This is a genomic window from Xanthomonas sp. CFBP 8152, assembly GCF_014199025.1.
GTDB lineage: Bacteria > Pseudomonadota > Gammaproteobacteria > Xanthomonadales > Xanthomonadaceae > Xanthomonas > Xanthomonas arboricola_B.
This window is the reverse complement of sequence record NZ_JACHNO010000006.1, coordinates 50,980-73,607: the sequence shown is the minus strand read 5'-3', so window position 1 is coordinate 73,607 and position 22,628 is coordinate 50,980. Positions and strand designations below refer to the sequence as shown.

Sequence of the window (22,628 nt, the reverse complement as noted above, 5' to 3'; positions counted from 1 at the left end):
GGCGGCAGGCTAGCTAGGCGGGGTGGGTTGTACAAGATAGCTGGGAATCGGGAATCGGGAATTGTAAAAGCCGGGAATCGGGAATCGGGATTAGGGAATCGTTGGAGCCGGGAATCGGGATGGGGGATTAGGGAATCGTAAGAGCGGATGCGGGTGTGCGCGTTTTACGTGCTATGGCGCTTTGGCTTGGTGGCGTCCGTGGGGTGCGCGTGGTGGTCGGCACACGACGTAGCGAGCGGCCATGGGTTGGTGAGGGCTGCGCCGCTGCACGCTGGTAAGGACATTGAAGAGGACGCATGGCACACGCTGCACCTGGCGCGGCTGCGGCCTTTGATCGCGCGCAATGGTGTTGGCCGCTCTCAGTCGCTTGCGCCGTGCAGGCGTTTGCTCCAGCTCTCTATTTCGCGGCGTTGCAGGCGGCGTTCGAATAGCGCCTGCCATGACGGCACCAGCGGCAGCTGCAGCACATCGGTGATGGCGGCGACATCGACATCGCGCGCATACAGCAGCTGTTGCAGGCGCGACAGCGTCCATTGCGGATGCGGTCGCTGCTGCAGTGTCAGCATGTCGCCGGCCGCAACGTCGCCGGGCTGCAGCACGCGGTAATACCAGCCGGTGCGGCCGGTGTCCTGCACGCGGCGCGCCATGTCGCGCAGGCCGAAACGGTCGGACAGCTTCCAGCATGGCTGACGCAGTTGCGACACTTCCACCACCGCCGTGCCCAATGCAAAGCGATCGCCCAGACAGACGTCGGCTTCGGTGAGGCCGCGGCTGCTCAGGTTCTCGCCGAATGCGCCGGCGGTCTCCAGCAACGCATGCGCACCGAGCTCGGCCTGCCAGGCGGCATAGTGATCGCGCGGATAGTGATGGATCGCCTTGTCCGGCCCGCCATGCACACGCCGGTCGCCCTGCTCGTCGCCCTGCAGACCGTCGGGACCGACGCGCAGCGTGCCGTCCACGGTCCGCTTGTCGATCGCGCTGCGGCTGCCGGGGCGGGTGAAGTCGCGTGTGACACCGATCGCGACGCTGTCGATGGTGATCACGAGCGCAGGCGCCTGCACGCCAGCGGTCTGCGTGCTCACGCGCCGTGCCCGGGCAATTCGGCCAGCGCCTCGCGCAGCACCTCGCCCAGGACCTGGATGCCGGCGTCGATCCTGTCGCCGGGCACGGTGACGAACGACAGCCGCAGGGTATTGACCTGCGGCAGGGTGGCGTAGAACGGCGCGCCCGGCACGAACGCCACATTGCGCGCGATCGCACGCGCCAGCAGCGCGGTGCCGTCCAGCCCGGGCGGCAGGGTCACCCACAGGAACATGCCGCCTTCGGGGCGATTCCATTGCACCTGGGGTGGGAAATGCCGATCCAGTGCCTCCAGCATCAGGCTGCATTGACGCGCGTACAGCGCGCGGATCTGCGGGATGTGCGTGTCCAGAAAATCGTCCTGCAGCGTCTGGTGGACCACGCGCTGGGTGAACGACGGCGTATGCAGATCGGCCGCCTGCTTGGCCTGGACCAGCTTGCCCAGCACCGCTTCGGGCGCGACCACATAGCCCAGCCGCAACCCGGGCGCGAGCACCTTGGAGAACGAACCCATGTAGATCACCCCCTCCGGGTTGAGCGACAACAGGCTCGGCAATGGCTGGCCGCTGTAGTAAAGCTCGCCATACGGGTCGTCTTCGACGATCGGCACGCCCGCCTCCGCCGCCCGCGCCACCAGGGCCTGGCGGCGCACCAGCGGCAGCCGGCGACCGGTGGGGTTCTGGAAATTCGGCAGGCAATACAGAAAGCGCGCATCGGCCAGCACTGCAGGATCCAGCGCGTCCACCACCACCCCGTCCTCGTCCGAGGGCATGCCGACGAAGCTCGGCTGGAACAGCGAGAACGCCTGCAACGCGCCCAGGTAGCTCGGCGTTTCCACCAGCACCTTGCTGCCTTCGTCGATGAAGACCTTGCCGAGCAGGTCCAGGCCCTGCTGCGAGCCGGTGGTGATCAACACCTGGCTGGGCCGGATGCTGGCGCCGTCGCGGCTCAGGCGTGCCGCTACCCATTCGCGCAGCGGCGCATAGCCTTCGGTGGGGCCGTATTGCAGCGCGGCCTGCGGCGCATCGCGCAGCACCTGATCGCTGGCCGCGCGCATGCGCTCCACCGGAAAGGTGGCCGGCGACGGCAGCCCGCCGGCGAAAGAAATGACCTCCGGCCGCTCGGTCACCTTGAGGATTTCGCGAATCGCCGAACTGGTCAGCGCCTGCGCACGTCGGGAGATCTGGAAGGAGGTCGTCATCGCGCAAGCATAGCGAAGGCCTGTGGCCGACGCGCTGTGCACTGCAGCGTCGACGACGCCACTCGGCCAGTGACGGTATCGCTGCTGCACCGATCATCGCCACGCGTTACGACGCTTGCCTGGGTCGCAGTGACGCGACCGAACACGCGATGCAGTGATGCCATGCACGCGCGTCGACGCCAGCCGGCAAGACAACCGCAATACGCGCATCGCGCCGCGCAGGATGTCGCCTGCTTCTGCCGACACGCGCTGCGTGCGCAGGTCGGCCGGGCGGCGGGCCAGGTCGGCCGGTGCCGATGACAGGCACCGCTTCCGCGCGTCAGTGACGACGTGGCGGCGCCGGCCCGCAACTGTCGCAGCCACCGCAGGCCGCGGCGTCCTGGGCGACCGGCGGGGCCACGCGGCGACCCAGCGCCCGCATCCACGCAGGTCGCCCGTCGCGCAGCAGACCCAGCGCCAGCATGCTGCGCAGACGCCGCAGCGTGCCGGGGAATTGTTTCTTCATCACCACCCACAGACTGAGCAACACCACCAGGGCGATGACCAGGTATTGCAGCGTGAGCGACAGATCCACCTCAGCCGGCTCCCAGCAGCACGGCCAGCTGGTAGGTCACCAGCGAGGCCAGGTAGGCCAGCGCGAACAGGTACACCGCGCTGACCGTCATCTGCTTCCACGAGTTGGTTTCGCGCTTGATCGTGGCCAGCGTGGAGATGCACATCGGCGCGTAGATGTACCAGACCAGCAGCGACAGCGCGGTGGCCAGCGACCAGCCATCGCTGATCAGCGGCGACAAGGCCTGCGCCGCGGCATCGTCATCGGCAGCCGACAGTGCGTACACGGTCGCCAGCGAGGCCACCGCCACTTCGCGCGCGGCCAGGCCGGGAATCAGCGCGATGCAGATCTGCCAGTTGAAGCCCAACGGCGCGAAGAAGATCGCCATCGCATGGCCGATGCGCCCGGCGAAGCTGTAATCGATCGCCGGCAAGGTGGCGTCGGCCGGCGCGGCCGGAAACGACAGCAGGAACCACAGCAGGATGGTCAGGGCCAGAATGATGCCGCCGACGCGCTTGAGGAAGATCAGCGCACGCTCCCACAGCCCCAGCGCCAGGTCGGGCAGATGCGGCAGGCGATAGGACGGCAGCTCCAGCATCAGCGGGTGCTCGCTCTTGTCGCGGCGCCACTTCTTCATTGTCCACGACACCAGCAGCGCGCTGACGATGGCCGCGGCATACAAGCCGAACAGGATCAGGCCCTGCTGGTTGAAGACGCCCCACACGGTCTTCTGCGGGATGAAGGCGCCGATCAGCAAGGCATACACCGGCAGGCGCGCCGAACACGTCATCAATGGCGCGACCATGATGGTGGCGAACCGGTCGCGCGGGTCCTGGATGCTGCGGGTGGACATGATGCCGGGCACCGCACAGGCGAAGCTCGACAGCAACGGGATGAACGAGCGCCCGGACAAGCCGGCGGCAGACATCATGCGGTCGAGCAGGAAGGCCGCGCGCGGCAGGTAGCCGGACTCCTCCAGCGCCAGGATGAAGGCGAACAGGATCAGGATCTGCGGCAGGAACTTGATCACCCCGCCCAGGCCAGTGATGATGCCGTCCTTGAGCAGGCTGTTGAGCGGGCCCTCCGGCAGCGTAGTGCCCGCCCACTCGCCCAGCATCGCGGTGCCGGCATCGATCAGGTCCATCACTGGGTTGGCCCAGGCATACACCGCCTGGAAGATCAGGAACATCACCACCGCCAGCGTGACCAGGCCCCAGAGCGGGTGAAGCAGCCAGCGGTCCAGCGCGTCGTCCACCCGCGAGGTGCGGGTCGGCATGGTCACAGCCGCACTCAGGATCTGCCGCACCTGCGCATGGTAGTTGCCATCTGCAGGCGGCGCGGCGCCCGGTGCCGCCAGGCTCGCGGCCTGCGCGTCGATGCGCTCGACCAGCGCCTTGGCGCCGCCGCGGCGCACCGCCACGGTTTCCACCACCGGCACCCCGAGCGCCTGTTCCAGCGCCGGCAGGTTGATGACGATGCCGCGCCGCTGCGCGGCGTCGACCATGTTCAAGGCCACGATCATCGGCCGGCCCAGCTCGCGCAGCTCCAGCGCAAAACGCAGATGCAGGCGCAGGTTGGTCGCATCCATCACGCAGACCAGCACGTCCGGCGCCGGTTCGCCGGGATAGAAGCCCCGGCACAGGTCACGGGTGATCGCCTCGTCCAGGCTGGCCGGCTGCAGGCTGTAGGCGCCGGGCAGATCCAGCACCGCGAAGTCGCGCCCGGACGGCGCGCGGAAGTGTCCCTCCTTGCGTTCGACGGTGACGCCGGTGTAGTTGGCGACCTTCTGCCGGCTGCCGGTCAACTGATTGAACAGCGCGGTCTTGCCGCTGTTGGGATTGCCAACCAGCGCCAGCCGCAACGGAACGCTCGCCGCGCTCATGCCTGTGCTCCATCGACGCGTACCTGCACGCGTGCCGCCTCGCTGCGGCGCAGGGCGAACCGCGTGTAACCGACCTGTACCAGCAGCGGTTCGCGCCCGACCGGACCGGTCGCCAGCACCGTGACTTCTTCGCCAGCGACAAAGCCCAGTTCGCGCAGGCGCCGGGCGATCGTGTCGTTGGGGAGGCGATCCTCCACGGAATCCACGATGGCGGCGCGATGCAAGGGCATGTCGGACAGCGTCACAAAGACGGCCTGATTGTTAGGAATGGTTCTCAATTCTAGCATCGACGCACCGCGTCATGGCTCGGCCGACCCGTGCCGCTATCATGGTTCGCATCCCATTCATGGACGTTGACGCAATGCAGGACACCGGCTTGATCGTGGAAGACCAGGGAGCGGTCCGCACGTTGCGACTGCACCGCCCGGCGGTGCATAACGCCTTCGATGCGACCTTGATCGGCGCGCTTACCGAAGCCTTGCAGCAGGCCGGCCAGGCAGCGCAGATCCGCGTCGTTGTGATCACCGGTGCCGGCGTTGCGTTCTCTGCGGGCGCCGACCTGAACTGGATGCGCGGCATGGCCGGCGCCAGCGAGGCCGACAATGCAGCCGATGCGCTCGCCCTCGCGCGCCTGATGCGCACGCTGGACGAGTTGCCCAAGCCGACCATCGCACGCGTCAACGGCGCGGCGTTCGGCGGCGGCGTGGGCCTGGTGGCGTGCTGCGATATCGCCATCGGCTGCACCGAGGCGCGCTTCGGACTGACCGAAAGCAAGCTCGGCCTGCTGCCGGCAGTGATTTCACCGTATGTCATCGCAGCGATTGGGGCGCGGCAGGCACGGCGCTGGTTCGCCACTGCCGAGATCTTCGACGCGGCCACCGCACAGTTGCTGGGCCTGTTGCATCAGCTGGTCGCCACCGACCAGCTGGACATCGCGGTGGAGCGTCAGGTCCGCCTGTTGCTGGCGGCCGCGCCATTGGCGGCGGCCAGCGCCAAGGCGCTGGTGCGCGCGGTGCTGCCGCCGATCGACCGCGACGCCATCGACGCCGCCAATGCCGCATGGATCGCACGCCTGCGCGTTTCCGCGGAAGGCCAGGAAGGTTTGGGCGCCTTCCTCGACAAGCGCAGCCCGGCCTGGGTGCCGGAGAGCGCGGCGTGAGCGACTTTGTCCGCATTGTCGAGGTCGGGCCGCGCGATGGCCTGCAGAACGAAGCGATACCGATCGCCACCGCCGACAAGATCGCGCTGATCGATCGACTCTCCGCGACCGGGCTGCGCAGCATCGAGGCGACCAGCTTCGTCAGCCCGCGCTGGGTGCCGCAACTGGCCGACGCGGCCGAGGTGTTCGCCGGCATCAGCCAGGCGCCGGGCATCGCCTATCCGGTGCTGGTGCCGAACCTGCAAGGCTATGCGCGCGCGCGCGCCGCCGGTGCGCAGGAGGTGGCGGTGTTCACGGCGGCGTCGGAGGCATTCAATCGCACCAACACCAACGCCGGCATCGACGAATCGATCGCGCGCTTTCGGCCGATCCTGGAACAGGCCGCGCTCGACGGCGTGCGCGTGCGCGGCTACGTCTCCACCGTGCTGGGCTGCCCGTATCAAGGCGAGGTGCCGGTGGCCGACGTGGTCGATGTCGCGCAACGGCTGTACGCACTGGGCTGCTACGAGATTTCGCTGGGCGACACCATCGGCGTCGGCACCCCGGCCAAGGCACGCCGGATGCTGGCCGCGGTGGCGCAGGCGGTCCCGATGCCGGCATTGGCCGTGCACTTCCACGATACCTACGGCCAGGCGCTGGCCAACATCGCCGCCTGCCTGGAGCAAGGCGTGCGCGTGGTCGATGCGGCGGTGTCCGGTGCCGGCGGTTGCCCCTACGCCAGGGGCGCCAGCGGCAATGTCGCCAGCGAAGATGTGGTGTATCTGCTGCATGGGCTGGGCATGCCGACCGGCATCGACCTGCCCGCCCTCGCCCGCACCGGCCGCTGGCTGGCGCAGTTGCTCGGTCGCCAGACCGGCAGCAAGGTCGGCAAGGCGTTAGAGGCCGCCGGCTGAGGCGCCAGTCCTGCACGCCACCGTCGCCGCGCCCGCGCATCTTCCAGGTCGGTCGCACAGACGCTTCGGCTAGAATCGCCGGCTGCGTCGTCACCCGTTCGCCTGCCGGCATCCACCGGCCTCCAGGATTTCAAGGAACCACCGCATGCAGCCTTCTTCTGTTCTTGCCATCGTCACCGGCGGCGTCTCCGGCCTGGGCCTGGCCGTGGCGCAGCGCATCGTGGCCGACGGCGGCAAGGTCGCCCTGTTCGACGTCAACGCCGACAAGGCCGACGCGGCGCTGGCGCTGCTCGGTGCGGGCAATGCGCAGTACTTCGCCACCGATGTCACCGACGAGGCGCAGGTCGCCGCCAACGTGGCGCAGGCCGCGCAGGCACTGGGCGGGCTCAACCTGGCGGTGAACTGCGCCGGCATCCTGGGCTCGGGCCGGGTGCTCGGCAAGGAAGCGCCGATGCCGCTGGCAACCTTCCGCACCACCGTGTTGGTCAACCTGGTCGGCAGCTTCAACGTGGCCAAGGCGGCGGCCGATGTGATGCAGCACAACGGCGCCGGCGACGACGGCGAGCGCGGCGTGATCGTCAACACCGCCTCGGTGGCCGCCTACGAAGGCCAGATCGGCCAGGCCGCCTATGCAGCAAGCAAGGGTGGCGTGGTCGGCATGACCTTGCCGATGGCACGCGAACTGGCCCGCTTCGGCATCCGCGTAATGACGATCGCACCGGGCGTGTTCTGGACCCCGATGGTGGACGGCATGCCCGAAGCGGTGCAGCAATCGCTGGCCGCGGCCATCCCGTTCCCCTCGCGCCTGGGCCAACCCGACGAATACGCCGACACCGTCGCCTTCATCCTGCGCAATCGCTACCTCAATGGCGACGTGATTCGCCTGGACGGCGGCGTGCGGTTGGCGCTCAAGTAGCCGGGAATCGGGAATCGGGAGTGGGGAATCGTAACCCTACTCTCAGCACCCCGGCCCCGGCTTTTTCGATTCCCCATTCCCAACTCCCGATTCCCATGAAAGCTAACGACATCAAGAAAGGCAACGTCGTCGAATACAACGGCGGCATTTACCAGATCCGCGACATCGAGCGCAGTTCGCCGCAGGGCCGCGGCGGCAACGTGCGCTTCCGCTTCATCATGTACAGCGTGCCCGGCGGCGCCAAGCTGGACGCCAGCTTCGACGCGGACGACAACCTGCCGGAAGTGGAGCTGCTGCGTCGTCTGTCGACGTTCTCGTACAAGGACGGCGAGGCGTTCGTGTTCATGGACGACGAAGACTTCACGCCCTACACGCTGGATGCGGATGTGATCGGCACCGATGCCGGTTACATCATCGACGGGCTGACCGGCATCTACGTGCAGGTGATCGACGACCAGCCGGTGGCCGTGCAACTGCCGCAGACGGTGACGCTGGAGGTGGTCGAAACCCCGCCCGAGCTCAAGGGCGGCACCGCCACCAAGCGGCCCAAGCCGGCCAAGCTCAACACCGGCCTGGAAATCATGGTGCCCGAGTACATCACCAACGGCGAGCGCGTGCTGGTCAACACCACCACCGGCGAATTCGCCGGCCGCGCCGACTGATGCGCAAGCTGGTCGTTGTGGTGACGCTGGGGCTGTTGGCCGCCTGCACGGCGCAACCGGCTCCGGCCCCGGCGCCGACAGCCACGCCCGCACCCGCGCCGGTGGCCTGCACCGACGCCAAGGTGGACGACGAATGGCTGCAACATCCGCCCGGCCTGTGCGGCATGCCGGAGGAGGTGCGCATGCTGGTGGAGGACTACGACACCTGCGAACACTTCGCGGGCGAGGAGCCGTACGACGCAGATCGCCGCCACGAGATCGAGGTGGCGATCGCGCAGTTCTGCACGCCGGCACCGGCACGGCTTGCAACGCTGATGCAGCAGTACCGCAACGACGCGCAGGTCAGCGACTGGCTGCGCAAGTATTCGGTGCAGGCGGATCTGCAACCCGCTGGATGAGGCGCGCCGGCTGGTGTGATAGGTCCCAGTTGGTGCGATGCGTCGTCCCTGGCCGGCGCACCGGGAACTGGGACTTACAGCTGCAGGCGACAGCGCGTCCCTTCTTCCATCGGGAGAAGGTGGCGCAAAGCGCCGGATGAGGGTACGGGCGAAGCCTCATGCAGTTGGACCTATACGAGAGCTTCGCCCCGTACCCTCACCCCGCTCCGCGCCCCGGACCGCGCTAGCAGCGCGGGCGCTCCAAGCCACGCGCGCCAGTGGCGCGCAAGCAGTGCCTTCTCGCCCCGGCCGGAGAGGGGCTCGTACCGCCCTCCGGCGTCGTCCGAATCGCTATTGCGCCCGCAGAGGTATATCCATCTCCGACCGCACTTTGTCGGCAGCCGCATCACCGCGCGCTAGCACGCGCAAGCGTGCGCGCAGACGTTGCACATTCGCCTCGCCCTGCTCCAATGCATTGCGGACGTCGGCCGGCAGTTGCTGCCGCCCGAGCCTCTGCAGCTGTGTCCACCCGTCGACCAATACGCCGGTTTCCTGCGCCACGCGCGCGCTCAGGTATTGCTGCTCGTCTGCTTGCGGCAGTCCGTAGCCGGCGCTGCCCAACAACGTGGCCGGATGACTGAGCTGGGCCTGCCGGGCAAACAGCGACTGCAGCTGACCCTGCACCGAGTCACGCGCGGCCGCGCCCGGTGTCAGCAGGCGCTTGAGCGCATCGCGCGCGCGCAATTCCTGGCGCCGCAGTGCGGCCTGTTCGAGCAACAACGCCGCAGCCGTCTCGCGTAGACCGCCGCGGTCGAACCACTGCGCACGTGCGTCCGCGCGCGCGTCCAGCCATTGCTCCACGTCGGCCTGCGGCACCGGCAGGCCGCGGCGGATCACCTCGAACATGGCCTGGTAATGCGCCGCCGCCGACTCGAAGTAATAACCTTGGCGAATCGCCTGCGCACGGTCGTCCAGCACCTGCATGTCGGCGATGCCGGCGCGCTGCAACCGCAGCCTTACGCCGCGCGGGGTGATCGACGACAGCCCGGCTGCGGACAGCCGCGGCACGCCATCGTGCAGGAGCTTGAAGGTCTCCACCGCGCAGTTGTTGCCGATGAAGTAGTAGCGCCCGTCGTAACTCCAATGCACCTGCGCGGCGCGTGCGAGCAGCGCGGCAATTTCCTCAGGTGTCAGTGTCAGCGGCACCGACGACAGCGCACGCAGCTCCACCTTGGTGTATTCGTCCACGACCTGATTCAACGGCAATACGAACAACCGCGAGGGATACGAGCCGGTCAGCCCGCGCCAGCTGGAAATCTGCACATCGCCGACAAAAGCGCGGAACGACAGTACGCGGTGATACTGCAGATCCAGACGGCAACCGGGACCGGGTGCGCGGCCAGGGGCACAGATCACCAGACGCAACATGCTGTGGCCCCAACGGCTCATCGGCTGCGTGTTGCCCTCGGCCAGCAGGTAGTCCACCGCATACACGCGCGCTGGATCCAGTGCCAGCAGCGACATCGCGCCGGCATCGTTGTCGGCCTGCAGGTACGGCAGCGTCGTCTCGCAACGCGTTGCATCGGGCATGGCGCCCACCTGCTCGGCAAACCAGGCCGCCAATGCCGGACGCCGGCAGTGATAATCGGCATCGAGCACGTAATGTTCGAGATTCACCGCGACGAATTCGGCTGGGCTGCGCCGTTCGTAATCGTCTGGGCTGCGATCGCTGAACCGGTTCGCGCCACGCCCGATCCGCCAGGGGCGCACCTGCCAGCCGGCAAGATCGCGCAGCCGCGGGTCGCGCGACAGGCCACCGTGCGCGCCGCGATCCAGCACATGCGCCAGTTCGTGCACTACGGCGGCCATTGCCGCGCGCGTGGCCGGTGTATCGGGGTCGGTCTGCGCGGCCGTCGCCTGCGCGCTCCACGCGTCCAGCAGGTCACGATCGAGCAGGATGCGCCGGCCGATCGCGCGGCCATGCACGTGTGCCGGTAAATCCGTGCGCCACTGCAGCTGGACCGGTGCGCCGATACGCTGCATCGAGGCAGGCGGCAGACGCTGCGCGACCTGTTCCACCAACGCATGCGTGGCGTCGATCTGCGCCGCAGACAGGCCCTGCGGATCGACATCGATGCGTACTTCGGCCTGCACCGCCGGTGCGATCGCTGCGGCCAGCCACAGCCACCAGCACCGGCGAAGAGACCTCACTGGGCCAGGATGGACTGCGCCAGTTCCAGGTCGCTGGACAGCCGCGCCGCATCGCTGCGACCGCGCAACTGCAGCAGCGCCGCTTCCAGCCGCGCGCCGCGGATCGCGCCATCGCTGGCGACGAAGCCAGCGGCATCTTCGCGTGCGTCGGCCACCACCTTGTCGTCGCCGGAACTGCTGCCGGAGGAATTGGACGAACCGGCCGACGATGCACCCGCCGAGGTTCCGGCCAGGCTGGATGCGAAGGCCGCCAGCGGCAGCAGCGTCAAAGCGCAAAAAACGAGGGGGCGCATCATTGGCGTATCGATTCCATGTGAAGGTGATGAAAGACTAACCGGCGCGCGTGGCGGCAGGCGCGTCGTCCATCTCGAACAGCTTGCCGGGATTCAGCAAAAGATGAGGATCGAGCACATGTTTGATCCCGCGCATCAGCGCGATCTCTTCGGCCGAGCGCGTGCTCCACAAGTAGGCCTTCTTGACCAAGCCGATGCCGTGTTCGGCGGAGATGCTGCCGCCGAAACGCTGCAAGGCCTGCGCCAGCAACTTGGTCACCTGATCGCAGGCCGCCACAAAATCGGCCTGGCTGGTGTCGTCGGGCTTGAGCACGTTGATATGCAGGTTGCCGTCGCCGATATGGCCGAACCACACCACATCGAAATGCGGATACGCATCGTGCAGCAATGCCTGGGTTTCGGCCAGGAACGCCGGCATCGCGGAGATGCGCACCGACACGTCGTTCTTGTACGGCGTGTAGCGCGCCAACGCTTCGGTGATGCCTTCGCGCAGTCGCCACAGTTGCGCAGCCTGCGCATCGCTCTGGCTGATCACCCCGTCGCTGACCCAGCCCTGCTCCATGCAGGTTTCGAATGCCGCCATCGCTGCGGCTTCCTGCGCCTCGTCGCCGGCGGCGAATTCGGTGACCACGTAATACGGATGCACGTCGGCAAACGGCGCCTGCGCGCCGTGCGCCAGCACGTGTTCGAGCGCGCGGTCGGTGAAGAATTCGAACGCTTCCAGCCGCAGCTGCGCGCGGAACGCAGCAAATACCTGCATCAGCACCTCGAACGAGGGCAGCGCCAGCAGCATCACATTGCTGGGCGGCGGCGGGTCGGTCAGTCGCAGCGTCGCTTCGACCACCACGCCGAGCGTCCCTTCGGAGCCGATCATCAGATGGCGGAAATCGTAGCCGCTGGAATTCTTCACCAGTGCTTTGTTGAGCTCCAGCAGTTCGCCGGCACCGGTGACCACCTTCAGGCCGGCCACCCAGTCGCGGGTATTGCCGTAGCGGATCACGCGGATGCCGCCGGCATTGGTGGCGATGTTGCCGCCGATCGAACACGAGCCGCGCGCGGCGAAATCCACCGGATACACAAGCCCATGCTCGCGCGCGGCGTTGTGCACCGCTTCCAGCGGCATGCCGGCCTGGACGGTGAGCGTGCGATCCACTGCGTTGAACTCCAGCGGCTTGTTCAGCCGCTCCAGGCTCAGCACCAGCTCGCCGTCGGCAGCCACCGCACCGCCGGACAGACCGGTGCGCCCGCCCGAGGGCACTACTGCAACCGCATTCGCATTTGCCCAGCGCAGCACCGCCTGCACCTCGTCCACCGAACCGGGCAAGGCGATCGCCAGCGGGTTGGGCGTCCAGCGCCGCGTCCAGTCGCGGCCGTAGTGTTCCAGGTCGGCCGGCTCGGTCTTCAAACGCAACGCCGGCACGGCCTGTTGCAACGAAAGGATGCGGGGATCGGTCATGGCACACGGCGCTGCGGTAGGAACCGCACAGCGTGCCAGTGCGCGCCAGCCTCGTCCAGCTGCACGGCGTGGCGCCGACGCGGCGTTGGATTCAGCTGAAACCGTTGCACCGCAAGGACTTTGCCTGCGCAAACACTGCGTTGCGGGCGCCCCATCGCGCGGCCCATCTGGCATAGTTGCCGACCCGATTGCTGCAATGCGCTCCCCCATGTCGCCGAAGAGAACCTCGTTTCCCAAGCAGGATATCCGCGTCCTGTTGCTGGAAGGCATCAGCCAGACTGCCGTGGATGTGTTCCGCGCCGCCGGTTATTCGCAGATCGAACTGCACGCCAAATCGTTGCCGGAACAGGAACTCACTGCGCGTATCGCCGAGGCGCACATCGTCGGCATCCGCTCGCGCACGCAGTTGAGCGCCGAGGTGCTGGCGCATGCCAAGCGGCTGATCGCAGTGGGCTGCTTCTGCATCGGCACCAATCAGGTCGATCTGGACGCGGCCGAACTGGCCGGCATCCCGGTGTTCAACGCGCCCTACTCCAATACCCGCAGCGTGGCCGAGCTGGTCATCGCCGAGGCGATCCTGCTGCTGCGCGGCATCCCGCAGAAGAACGCCGAATGCCATCGCGGCGGGTGGTCCAAGTCGGCCGCCGGCAGCCACGAAACGCGCGGCAAGGTGCTGGGCATCGTCGGTTACGGGCACATCGGCACCCAGGTCGGCGTGCTGGCCGAGTCGCTGGGCATGCAGGTGATCTTCCACGACATCGAGACCAAGCTGTCGCTGGGCAACGCGCGTGCGGCGATCGATCTGGACGACCTGCTGGCACGCTCGGACGTGGTAACCCTGCATGTGCCGGAGACGCCGTCGACCAAGGACATGATCGGCGCGGCGGAAATCGCGCGCATGAAGCACGGCGCGCACCTGATCAACGCCTCGCGCGGTACGGTGATCGACATCGACGCACTGGACGCGGCACTGAGCTCGGGCCAGATCGGCGGCGCGGCGGTGGACGTGTTCCCAATCGAGCCCAAGGGCAATGGCGACGCGTTCGAATCAAAGTTGACCGCACACGACAACGTGATCCTGACCCCGCACGTGGGTGGCAGCACGCTGGAAGCGCAGGACAATATCGGCGTCGAAGTGGCCGCCAAGCTGGTGCGCTACAGCGACAACGGCAGCACCCTGTCGGCGGTGAACTTCCCCGAGGTCACCCTGCCCGAACATCCCGACAGCCTGCGCCTGCTGCATATCCACCGCAACGTGCCGGGCGTCCTGTCCAAGATCAACGAACTGTTCTCGCGCCACAACGTCAATATCGACGGCCAGTTCCTGCGCACCGATCCCAAGGTGGGCTACGTGGTGATCGACGTCAGTGCCAGCGAGGCGCAGGCCACCGCGTTGAAGGAAGGCCTGGCCTTGATCGAAGGGACCTTGCGGACGCGCATTTTGTACTGAGCGGACTTTGTACCGAGGCGATCCCTTCTCCCAACGGGAGAAGGTGGCCCGAAGGACCGGATGAGGGGGCGCTGCGGCCACCTTCGGCGCGTCTGCCATGGCAAACGCGTCGCCACGCGCCAGCAAGGGTGACTCGTAGACTGGCAGCCGGTACCTGGCCGTACTCTCCCCCAACCCCCGCTCCGCGCCCCGGCCCGCGCTTGCGGCGCGGGCGCTCCCAGGCACGCGCGCCCATGGCGCAAGCTTTGCCTGCTCGCCCCGACAGGAGAGGGGCTTTCGCAGACCTGAGCATGAAACAACGTTTCATCACTCACTCAATGCTTCCAAGGCCATGACAGCGAATGGCCGAGGCAGCAGCGTGGCCGGGGATTGGCGGAGAGCGGCACAGGGAGGTGCCGCGGCGGCGAGTCAGACAGGATGTCCGACCGAGCCGAGCAGCCGATCGCCGGCCGCGCTGCTGCTGCCCACCGAAGCCAGCAAGTGACAGGCAGCACCAGCACTTGCGGCGCACGCGCCAGCAGTGCGCAAGCAGCGCCTGACTACCCCGACGAAAGGGGCTCTAACAAGCTGCTCAACGCGCGCGCGCCACCCACTTCTCGGCCATGCGACGCATCGACGGATCCAGCTGCGGATCGGCAAGCAGCTCGGCGACCGGGCGCCACGCCAGAGCCAGCGATTCCTCGCTGACCTCGAATGCCTCGTCCGCCCCAGCCACCACCACATAGCGCGCGTCGTAATGCCAATGCCCGGCCACCTCGCCGCGCGCGGGGATCCAGTGCCGGTCCAGGTCGAAGATGGCCGCGTCAGCCAGGCGCAAACCGGTCAATCCGGATTCCTCCTGCGCCTCGCGCAAGGCCACCTGCGCCAGGTCGCGGTCGCCGTCGGCGTGCCCGCCCAGCTGCAGCCAGCGTTGCAGCTTGCGGTGATGGGTCAGCAGCGTGCGCGTGCCATCGGCGCTGACCACCCACGCCGAGCCGGTGAAATGACCTTCGACACGCTCGCGCAGGAACGGGTTGGTGGCATCGTCCAGCAGTTGAGCGAACTGCTCGGCCAGCCCGGCTTCGTCCGGCCAGCGCGCGTGGTAGTCGGCCAATCGCTGTTGCAGGGTTGCATCCACCATCTGTCGTTCCCGGTCGCCCGTCGCGGGCCAGGCGGCCATTATCGCCATTCATGCTGCGTACGTGCTTGTCGTGAGCGTGTAGCTTTGGCAAGGTAGGCCGCTTGCCTGTCCCACCGGGACGCGGCGCACCACCTTCGCCCAGGCGCGCGCGCCTTAGCTTTGCCACTTAGGGATGTACCGAATGCTGAAGTCTCTGTTGAGGGTCAAACCGATCGAGCCCGCTGGACATGTCGACGGGGGCGAACCGGTCGAAGGCAGCCTGCAGGGCGAAGCCACCCTGCAACGCACCCTCACCGCCAAGCACCTGATCATGCTCGGCATCGGCGCGGTGATCGGCGCCGGCATCTTCGTGTTGACCGGCCAGGCCGCGGCCAACCACGCCGGCCCGGCGGTGATGCTGTCCTTCGTGTTCGCCGGCATCGCCTGTGCATTCGCCGGCCTGTGCTACGCAGAGTTCGCGGCGATGATGCCGGTGTCCGGCAGCGCCTATTCGTATTCATATGCCACCCTCGGCGAGGGCATCGCCTGGTTCATCGGCTGGTGCCTGGTGCTGGAATACCTGTTCGCCGGCTCCAGCGTTGCGGTCGGCTGGTCCGCCTACCTGATCAGTTTCCTGACCGGCACGCTCGGCTTGCCGTTCCCGGCGGAGCTGGCCGGCGCGCCACTGGCCTGGGACGGCCACAACTTTGTCAGCTCCGGCAACCTCATCAACCTGCCGGCCGTGCTGATCGTGGCGGCGGTGAGCATGCTGTGCTACGTCGGCGTCACCCAGTCGGCATTCGCCAATGCCATCGTGGTGGCGATCAAGGTCGTGGTGATCTGCCTGTTCGTCGGCTTCGGCATCGCCTATATCGATCCGGCCAACTGGCATCCCTTCATCCCGGAAAACACCGGGCCGGGCCAGTTCGGCTGGGACGGCGTGTTCCGCGCGGCATCCATCGTGTTCTTTTCCTATATCGGCTTCGATGCGGTCTCCACCTCCGCCGGCGAGACCAAGGATCCGCAGAAGAACATGCCGATCGGCATCCTGGTGTCGCTGGCGGTGTGCACCGTCATCTACATCATCGTCTGCGCGGTGCTAACCGGCCTGCTGCCCTACACCCAGCTCGGCACCGCCAAGCCGGTGGCCACCGCACTGGAAGCGCACCCGCAGCTGACCTGGCTCAAGACCGCCGTGGAGATCGGCGCGATCGCCGGCCTGTCCTCGGTGGTGCTGGTGATGCTGATGGCGCAGCCGCGCATCTTCTACACCATGGCCAAGGATGGGTTGATGCCCAGACTGTTTGGCAAGGTGCATCCGAAGTTCCATACCCCCTATGTCGGGACGATCTTCGTCGGCGTGGTCGCAGCGCTGCTGGCCGGGTTGATCCCGCTCAGCGTGCTGGGCGAGCTGGTGTCGATGGGCACCCTGCTCGCCTTCGCCACCGTGTGCGCCGGGGTCATGGTGCTGCGCTTCACCAAGCCGGATCTGCCGCGGCCGTTCCGGGTGCCGCTGGCGATGCTGATCTGCCCGCTGGGTGCGCTGGCCTGCCTGTTCCTGTTCTTCCAGGCGTTTCAGGAACACTGGAAGGTGTTCGTGGGCTGGACCATGATCGGCCTGGTCATCTATTTCGGTTATGGCATTCGCCATAGCCGGCTGGCCCGTAAGGCTTGATTGCGAGTCCCTCGCAACAGCCCGCACATCCGTGTGCGGGGATTTGACAACGCGAGTCCCTCGCAAGAGCCCGCACATCCGTGTGCGGGGATTTGACAACGCCAGTCCCTCGCAACAGTCCGCACATCCCGCACACGCCCGCACCGCCACGTGCAGGGATTCAACAGGAACCGCTGCATGTTCAAGCAACTCTGGGCCACCAAACACCCGCACGCCAGCCATGAGGCGGCCGACGGGCTGGGCCTGCAACGCGCACTCGGGCCCTGGGGGCTGACCGCCCTGGGCATCGGTGCGGTGATCGGCGGCGGCATCTTCGTCATCACCGGCCAGGCCGCGGCCGACCATGCCGGGCCGGCGATCATGCTGTCGTTCGTGCTGGCCGCGGTGTGCTGCGCGTTCTGCGCGATGGCCTATGCCGAATTCGCCGCGATGGTGCCGGTGTCCGGCAGCGCCTACACCTATACCTATGCCACCTTCGGCGAACTGGCAGCCTGGTTCATCGGCTGGATGCTGGTGCTGGAGTATGGCGTCTCCGCCTCGGCGGTGGCGGTCAGCTGGACCGGCTATTTCCTGAGCCTGCTGGAGCATTTCGGCATCCACCTGCCGGCCGCCCTGGTCAGTGCGCCACTGGACGGCAAGCTGCAGCGCACCGGCGCGATCGCCAACCTGCCCGCCGCCGGTATCGTGCTGTTGCTGACCTGGTTGTGCTACGTGGGCATCCGCAAGTCGTCGGCGATGAACATGGCGATGGTGATCCTGAAGACCGGGCTGATCCTGCTGGTGATCGCGGTGGGCTGGAAGTACGTGGATACCGCCAACTGGCACCCGTTCATTCCGGCCAACGAAGGCCCGGGCAAGTACGGCATGGAAGGCGTGCTGCGCGGCGCGGCGATGGTGTTCTTCGCCTATATCGGCTTCGAGGCGGTGTCGGTGGCGGCGCAGGAGTCGCACCGCCCGCAACGCGACCTGCCGATCGGCATGATCCTGTCGCTGGTCATCTGCACCGTGCTCTACATCGCCATGGCGGCGGTGATGACCGGGCTGGTGCCCTACACCCTGCTCGGCACCGACGAGCCGGTGGTGACCGCGGTGGCGGCGCATCCGCAGCTGGCCTGGTTGCGCGTGGTGGTGGAAGTCGGCGCGCTGATCGGGCTGTCGTCGGTGGTGCTGGTGATGATCATCGGCCAGCCGCGCATCTTCATGATCATCGCGCGCGACGGGCTGCTGCCGTCGATCTTCACCCGTATCCATCCGAAGTACCGCACCCCGCACGTCAATACGGTGATTACCGGCGTGGGCATCGCCCTGCTGGCAGCGGTGTTCCCGCTGGATGTGCTGGGCGAGCTGACCTCGATGGGGACGCTGATCGCCTTCGCCGCGGTGTGCGCCGGCGTGCTGATCCTGCGTCGTACCCACCCGGAACTGCCGCGTCCGTTCCGCATGCCGGTGGCCTGGCTGATCTGCAGCGCAGGCGTGTTGAGCTGCCTGGCCCTGCTGTCGGCGATGACCCTGCACAACTGGATGTTGATGGGAGTGTGGACGCTGGTCGGGCTGGTGGTCTATTTCGGCTACGGCTATCGCCACAGCCGTCTGCGCGACGGTCGCTGAGCACGCGCGCGCGCCAGCAGCCACTGACAAAACGACCGCCCGCCGGTTTATGGCAGAGCGGTGACAGGTCTTCGGCTGCTGGGCGGCTGATCTGTGGCCTGGTTACAGGACCCTGATCTGCTGGTCTGCAACTTGGCTGCAGGGCCCTTGCCCGCCCACCATCGCGGGACACGCCGTGAATCCGTCCATGGAGGCTCTTACGCGGCATCCATGCCGCGTAAGGTCCCGCGACGGTGGGCGGGCAAGGACCAGTCGAGATGATCGATGTGCCTGGTTAAGAGCAAGGCATGACGTGCGCTGGTCGGATCATTGTGCGTCGATCAGCTTCTCACCACCTTCCCATCGCAAGCCGAGCAGCAGACCAGCTTTTTAAGGTGCAACCTGCAAACGTCTCGCCTGCCGCCGCAGGCCGAGCAACATGCTTTCAAGAAAACAGCCGGCCAACTGTCTGGTGCGGTGTCCTTGCCGGTTGCGGGACCGTGTGGCGGCATGGATGCCGCCACCGAGCCCCAGGGACGGGTTCACGGCGTGTCCCGCAAGCGGTGAGGGCACCGCGCACTCGACCGACCAGGCATTTGACCTGGGCTTCTGACCGCATCCAACAACAGACGGCCGACAACACCACTGCGCTCATTGCCAGTCTCGCGCTCTTCACATTTTGTAGGCCGCTCTAGGTACGGGCCTGGCAGGAACAAACCCTGCTGCGCTGCACCTGGCCGTAATCCGGCGGGGCAGTAGAATAGGTCCATGAATGCGACCACTGCCCCCCTGCCCTACAGCGCCGCGCGTCTGCACGAGCTGGCGCAACTGCTGATCGGCAACATCCGCGAGCTGGCCCAGGCCGGCTGGACGCCGGCCACCAGCAGCAATTTTTCCCATCGGCTGGACGAACAACACGCCGCGATCACCGTGTCCGGCCGCGACAAGGGCCGCCTGGTCGAAGAAGACATCATGGTGGTGGACTTCGATGGCCTGGCCGTCGGCCGTCCGCTGCGCCCGTCTGCGGAAACGCTGCTGCACACCCAGCTGTATCGCCGTTTCCCGGAGATCGGCTGCGTGCTGCACACGCATTCGCCGGTACAGACCATTGCCTCGCGGCTGTACGCCGGCAGCGGCGTGATCCGGCTGGAAGGCTATGAGCTGTTGAAAGCCTTCGAAGGCAACACCACACATGAAACGGCAGTGGACGTGCCGGTGTTCGCCAACACGCAGGACATGCAGGTGCTGGCTGCGCAGGTCGAGGCCCTGCTGGACAAACAGAGCCTGTGGGGGTATCTCATCGAAGGGCACGGACTGTATGCCTGGGGCCGCAACATGGCCGAGGCACGCCGTCATCTGGAGGCCTTCGAATTCCTGCTGCATTGCGAACTCGAGCTGCTGAAGCTGCGCGGCCCGCGCTGAGCCCTCGCCACCTCCCCCTTTCTTGTGAGCCAGATCGCCATGAGCCGACTTCGCATCTACAACGATTCCGATCCCAACCTGCCGCAACTCGATAGCCGCGACAGCGAGCAGATTGCCGCCGAGCTGAGCAAGATCGGCGTGACCTTCGAGCGCTGGAAGGCCAATCAGCCGATCGAGCCGGGCGCATCACCCGAGCAGGTGATGGCCGCCTACCGCGAGGATATCGAGCGGCTCAGCGCCGAGCGCGGGCTGAAGACCGTCGATGTGGTCAGCATCGCGCCGGACAATCCCAAGCGCGAGGAAATGCGCGCCAAGTTCCTGGACGAGCACTTCCACAAGGAAGACGAGGTGCGCTTCTTCGTCGCCGGCTCGGGCCAGTTCACGCTGCACGTGGACAACAAGGTCTACGAGATCGAATGCGTGAAGGACGACCTGATCGCGGTGCCCGACAGCACCCTGCACTGGTTCGACATGGGGCCGGAGCCGCACTTCGTGGCGATCCGCTTCTTCACCGAGCCCGATGGCTGGGTCGGCCACTTCACCGGCACCGAGATCGCCCAACAATTCCCCCGCTACGCCCCCGAGAAACCTCCAAAGGCCAGCTGACGATGACACGACCGCACGCGATCCTCACCGATATCGAAGGCACCACCAGCAGCATCTCGTTCGTCAAGGACGTGTTGTTTCCGTATGCGCGCCGCGCCATGCCGGCCTACTTGCAGGAGCACGGCGGTCACCCGCAGGTGCGGCACTGGCTCAATCAGGTGGCCGACGAAATCGGCGAGGACGTGCCGGACGAGGTCCTGGTCAGCACCCTGCAGACCTGGATCGACGAGGATCGCAAGCACACCGCACTCAAGGCCCTGCAGGGGATGATCTGGAGCGACGGCTACAGGACCGCCGACTTCACTGCGCACATCTATGCCGATGCGGCGATCCAGCTGCAGGCCTGGCACGCGGCCGGCATCCCGCTGTACGTGTATTCGTCCGGCTCGGTGCCGGCGCAGAAGCTGTTCTTTGCCCATAGCGATGCCGGCGATCTGAGCGGGCTGGTCAGCGACTGGTTCGATACCGAAGTCGGCCCCAAGCGCGAGAGCGCCAGCTACCGCCGCATCGCCGAACGCATCGGCGTGCCGCCGGGCGAGATCCTGTTCCTGTCGGATGTGATCGAGGAGCTGGACGCCGCCAAGCGTGCAGGCATGCGCACTGCGTTGCTGGACCGTCTCGAGGACTACCCCACCCCACGTTCGGCCGACGAGATCGGCAGTCACCAGCGCGTGGAGAGTTTTACCAAGCTGGCGCTGTAAGCGCGGTAGACAACCGACTGCGCTCACCCTCGGGTGAGCGCAGTCGTTATTCGGTGCTGCATGCGCTCCTGATAGGTTGCGGTCCAAGCACGCCGTCCGCACCTGCCCGGCGGCATGTTCGCGCGGCGCTTGCAGGCTTGGGTCAGCGGGCCTCGACGATGCGGATGGGCGCGGCCTGGCATGCAAGGCCTGCTGCACGCCACGTGCTCTGCAAGATGTGCTTGACGCGGATCGATGGACGTTGTGCAGCGTCATGGCCTGTGTTGCGATTACTGCGCCTGCGCGCTCCACCCGTTCTCCCAGACCTCGGCGTTTGTCATGTCGCTGCATTCCCCCTTCGGACTGAACGCCTTGCTGCGGCGCCTGTCCTTGTTGATCGTCATCGTGGCCTTGATGGCCGGCTGTCATCCCGATGCCGGTGCCGCACTGCCGAACCAGGCGGCGGCAGGCAAGGATGAGGTCGACCCGGTCGATCAGGCGGCGCTTGCGCAGGCATTGAACGCGCTGCAGCCGCAGCGCCCCGGCGTGACCGACCTGTATGTGGTCGGCTTCGCCGGCGATGCCAGCGACGAGGTGTTTCGCAACGAGACGCTCTACCTCAGGCAGCTGTTCGAACAACGCTTCGATGCACGCGGCCGCGTGGTGACGCTGGTCAACAACCCGGACAATCTGGGCGAGCAGCCGTACGCACCGCTGGCAACCTACGACAACCTCTACGACACGCTAGCCGCAATCGGCAAGCGCATGGATCGCAAGGAAGACGCGCTGCTGCTGTTCGTCACCACCCATGGCACCGAAGACCACACGCTGTACGTGCAGGTGGACCAGAACGAGGAAGACTTCATCAGCCCGCAGGATCTGCGTCAGGCATTGGACGATGCCGGCATCGGCAATCGCATCATCGTGCTGTCGGCGTGCTACTCGGGCGGCTTCATTCCGGCGCTGCGTTCGCCCAACACGCTGATCCTCACCGCCGCGCGTGCAGACCGGCCCTCGTTCGGCTGCGGCAACACCTCCAATGCGACCTACTTCGGCCAGGCCTGGCTGATCGATGCGATGAACCGCAGCGACGACCCGCTGGCCGCGTTCGATATGGCCAGGACAGCGATCACTGCGCGCGAGCAGCAGGAAGGCGAACTGCCGTCGTTGCCGCAGCAGTCGCTCGGCAGGCGCATCGCGCCGGTGCTGGCACGCTGGCGTGCAGGCCTGCATGCAGGCCCGGCCGTGGCCTACCCGTATCCGCCGCTGGAGACCGCTCCGGGCGCCGGGCAGGATCTAGATCCAGAAGCAGATTCCGAGACGAAGTCGCTGGACAGCCCGATCAAAGCCAAGGTGCCGGCCGCACCGGCCAGCCCACGCAAACCGTCGCCCGTGCCGGCACCAGCGACACCTTGACGATCGCCAC

At 66.8% G+C, this 22,628-nt stretch carries 21 protein-coding genes; 12 read left to right on the top strand and 9 right to left on the bottom strand.

Annotated features, from left to right (window positions below):
• Nucleotides 1-359: 359 nt before the first annotated feature.
• The 5 genes from FHT09_RS18200 to FHT09_RS18180 form a co-directional block, all read right to left on the bottom strand.
• Entirely contained in the window at nucleotides 360-1,082 is a 723-nt protein-coding gene (locus tag FHT09_RS18200) for an MOSC domain-containing protein (RefSeq protein ID WP_104606407.1), read from the bottom strand.
• Nucleotides 1,079-2,281 (bottom strand): PLP-dependent aminotransferase family protein, encoded by a 1,203-nt coding sequence (locus tag FHT09_RS18195; RefSeq protein WP_104606408.1) that lies wholly within the window; start codon nucleotides 2,279-2,281, stop codon nucleotides 1,079-1,081. The genes FHT09_RS18200 and FHT09_RS18195 overlap by 4 nt, the downstream gene beginning before the upstream one ends.
• Before the next feature lie 319 nt (nucleotides 2,282-2,600).
• Nucleotides 2,601-2,855 carry a DUF6587 family protein gene (locus tag FHT09_RS18190; protein ID WP_181141342.1) on the bottom strand — a complete coding sequence of 85 codons (255 nt, stop codon included), beginning with the start codon at nucleotides 2,853-2,855 and terminating at the stop codon, nucleotides 2,601-2,603.
• Nucleotide 2,856: 1 nt separating this feature from the next.
• On the bottom strand, nucleotides 2,857-4,716 hold the full coding sequence (locus FHT09_RS18185) for a ferrous iron transporter B (protein WP_104537513.1): 1,860 nt from the start codon (nucleotides 4,714-4,716) through the stop codon (nucleotides 2,857-2,859).
• The gene (locus tag FHT09_RS18180; RefSeq protein ID WP_016904358.1) at nucleotides 4,713-4,961 is read right to left on the bottom strand and encodes a FeoA family protein; all 249 of its coding nucleotides are present in this window, start codon (nucleotides 4,959-4,961) and stop codon (nucleotides 4,713-4,715) included. Before FHT09_RS18180 ends, FHT09_RS18185 begins: the two co-directional genes overlap by 4 nt.
• A 116-nt stretch (nucleotides 4,962-5,077) precedes the next feature.
• Here FHT09_RS18180 and FHT09_RS18175 point away from each other — a divergent pair, with 116 nt between their 5' ends.
• From FHT09_RS18175 to FHT09_RS18155, 5 genes are all read left to right on the top strand, one after another.
• Nucleotides 5,078-5,875: an enoyl-CoA hydratase-related protein gene (locus FHT09_RS18175; RefSeq protein WP_184417066.1), complete on the top strand. Its 798-nt coding sequence runs from the start codon at nucleotides 5,078-5,080 to the stop codon at nucleotides 5,873-5,875.
• Nucleotides 5,872-6,768, top strand: coding sequence for a hydroxymethylglutaryl-CoA lyase (locus FHT09_RS18170; RefSeq protein WP_104606409.1), 897 nt, complete (start codon nucleotides 5,872-5,874; stop codon nucleotides 6,766-6,768). Before FHT09_RS18175 ends, FHT09_RS18170 begins: the two co-directional genes overlap by 4 nt.
• Nucleotides 6,769-6,913: 145 nt before the next feature.
• Nucleotides 6,914-7,684: an SDR family oxidoreductase gene (locus tag FHT09_RS18165; protein ID WP_104606410.1), complete on the top strand. Its 771-nt coding sequence runs from the start codon at nucleotides 6,914-6,916 to the stop codon at nucleotides 7,682-7,684.
• Nucleotides 7,685-7,779: 95 nt separating this feature from the next.
• Nucleotides 7,780-8,346, top strand: coding sequence for an elongation factor P-like protein YeiP (gene yeiP / locus FHT09_RS18160; RefSeq protein WP_016904354.1), 567 nt, complete (start codon nucleotides 7,780-7,782; stop codon nucleotides 8,344-8,346).
• On the top strand, nucleotides 8,346-8,744 hold the full coding sequence (locus tag FHT09_RS18155) for a hypothetical protein (protein WP_104606411.1): 399 nt from the start codon (nucleotides 8,346-8,348) through the stop codon (nucleotides 8,742-8,744). The genes yeiP and FHT09_RS18155 overlap by 1 nt, the downstream gene beginning before the upstream one ends.
• A 330-nt stretch (nucleotides 8,745-9,074) precedes the next feature.
• Here FHT09_RS18155 and FHT09_RS18150 read toward each other — a convergent pair whose 3' ends face one another.
• From FHT09_RS18150 to FHT09_RS18140, 3 genes are read right to left on the bottom strand one after another with little or no spacing between them, the layout of a single operon-like run.
• A complete protein-coding gene (locus FHT09_RS18150; RefSeq protein ID WP_104606412.1) occupies nucleotides 9,075-10,934 on the bottom strand; it encodes a DUF4105 domain-containing protein in 1,860 nt (619 codons plus the stop codon).
• Complete coding sequence (locus tag FHT09_RS18145; protein ID WP_104606413.1) at nucleotides 10,931-11,230, bottom strand: DUF2388 domain-containing protein; 300 nt, start codon at nucleotides 11,228-11,230, stop codon at nucleotides 10,931-10,933. Before FHT09_RS18145 ends, FHT09_RS18150 begins: the two co-directional genes overlap by 4 nt.
• A 34-nt stretch (nucleotides 11,231-11,264) precedes the next feature.
• A complete protein-coding gene (locus FHT09_RS18140; protein WP_104606414.1) occupies nucleotides 11,265-12,683 on the bottom strand; it encodes an FAD-binding oxidoreductase in 1,419 nt (472 codons plus the stop codon).
• Between the two features lie 208 nt (nucleotides 12,684-12,891).
• On the opposite strand from FHT09_RS18140, the gene serA reads away from it, so the two are divergent.
• Complete coding sequence (gene serA, locus FHT09_RS18135; RefSeq protein ID WP_104606415.1) at nucleotides 12,892-14,133, top strand: phosphoglycerate dehydrogenase; 1,242 nt, start codon at nucleotides 12,892-12,894, stop codon at nucleotides 14,131-14,133.
• A 571-nt stretch (nucleotides 14,134-14,704) separates the two neighbouring features.
• Here serA and FHT09_RS18130 read toward each other — a convergent pair.
• On the bottom strand, nucleotides 14,705-15,292 hold the full coding sequence (locus FHT09_RS18130) for an NUDIX hydrolase (RefSeq protein ID WP_104606416.1): 588 nt from the start codon (nucleotides 15,290-15,292) through the stop codon (nucleotides 14,705-14,707).
• A gap of 142 nt (nucleotides 15,293-15,434) precedes the next feature.
• Here FHT09_RS18130 and FHT09_RS18125 point away from each other — a divergent pair, with 142 nt between their 5' ends.
• The 6 genes from FHT09_RS18125 (at nucleotide 15,435) to FHT09_RS18100 (ending at nucleotide 22,618) form a co-directional block, all read left to right on the top strand.
• Nucleotides 15,435-16,907 (top strand): amino acid permease, encoded by a 1,473-nt coding sequence (locus FHT09_RS18125; RefSeq protein ID WP_026064795.1) that lies wholly within the window; start codon nucleotides 15,435-15,437, stop codon nucleotides 16,905-16,907.
• A gap of 177 nt (nucleotides 16,908-17,084) precedes the next feature.
• Nucleotides 17,085-18,515: an amino acid permease gene (locus FHT09_RS18120; protein ID WP_104606417.1), complete on the top strand. Its 1,431-nt coding sequence runs from the start codon at nucleotides 17,085-17,087 to the stop codon at nucleotides 18,513-18,515.
• A gap of 747 nt (nucleotides 18,516-19,262) precedes the next feature.
• The gene (locus FHT09_RS18115) at nucleotides 19,263-19,916 is read left to right on the top strand and encodes a methylthioribulose 1-phosphate dehydratase (protein ID WP_104599397.1); all 654 of its coding nucleotides are present in this window, start codon (nucleotides 19,263-19,265) and stop codon (nucleotides 19,914-19,916) included.
• A 39-nt stretch (nucleotides 19,917-19,955) separates the two neighbouring features.
• Nucleotides 19,956-20,522: an acireductone dioxygenase gene (locus tag FHT09_RS18110; RefSeq protein WP_104537908.1), complete on the top strand. Its 567-nt coding sequence runs from the start codon at nucleotides 19,956-19,958 to the stop codon at nucleotides 20,520-20,522.
• Nucleotides 20,523-20,524: 2 nt separating this feature from the next.
• Entirely contained in the window at nucleotides 20,525-21,223 is a 699-nt protein-coding gene (gene mtnC / locus FHT09_RS18105; RefSeq protein ID WP_104606418.1) for an acireductone synthase, read from the top strand.
• Nucleotides 21,224-21,541: 318 nt separating this feature from the next.
• Complete coding sequence (locus FHT09_RS18100; RefSeq protein ID WP_104606439.1) at nucleotides 21,542-22,618, top strand: C13 family peptidase; 1,077 nt, start codon at nucleotides 21,542-21,544, stop codon at nucleotides 22,616-22,618.
• The last annotated feature ends 10 nt before the right edge of the window (nucleotides 22,619-22,628 follow it).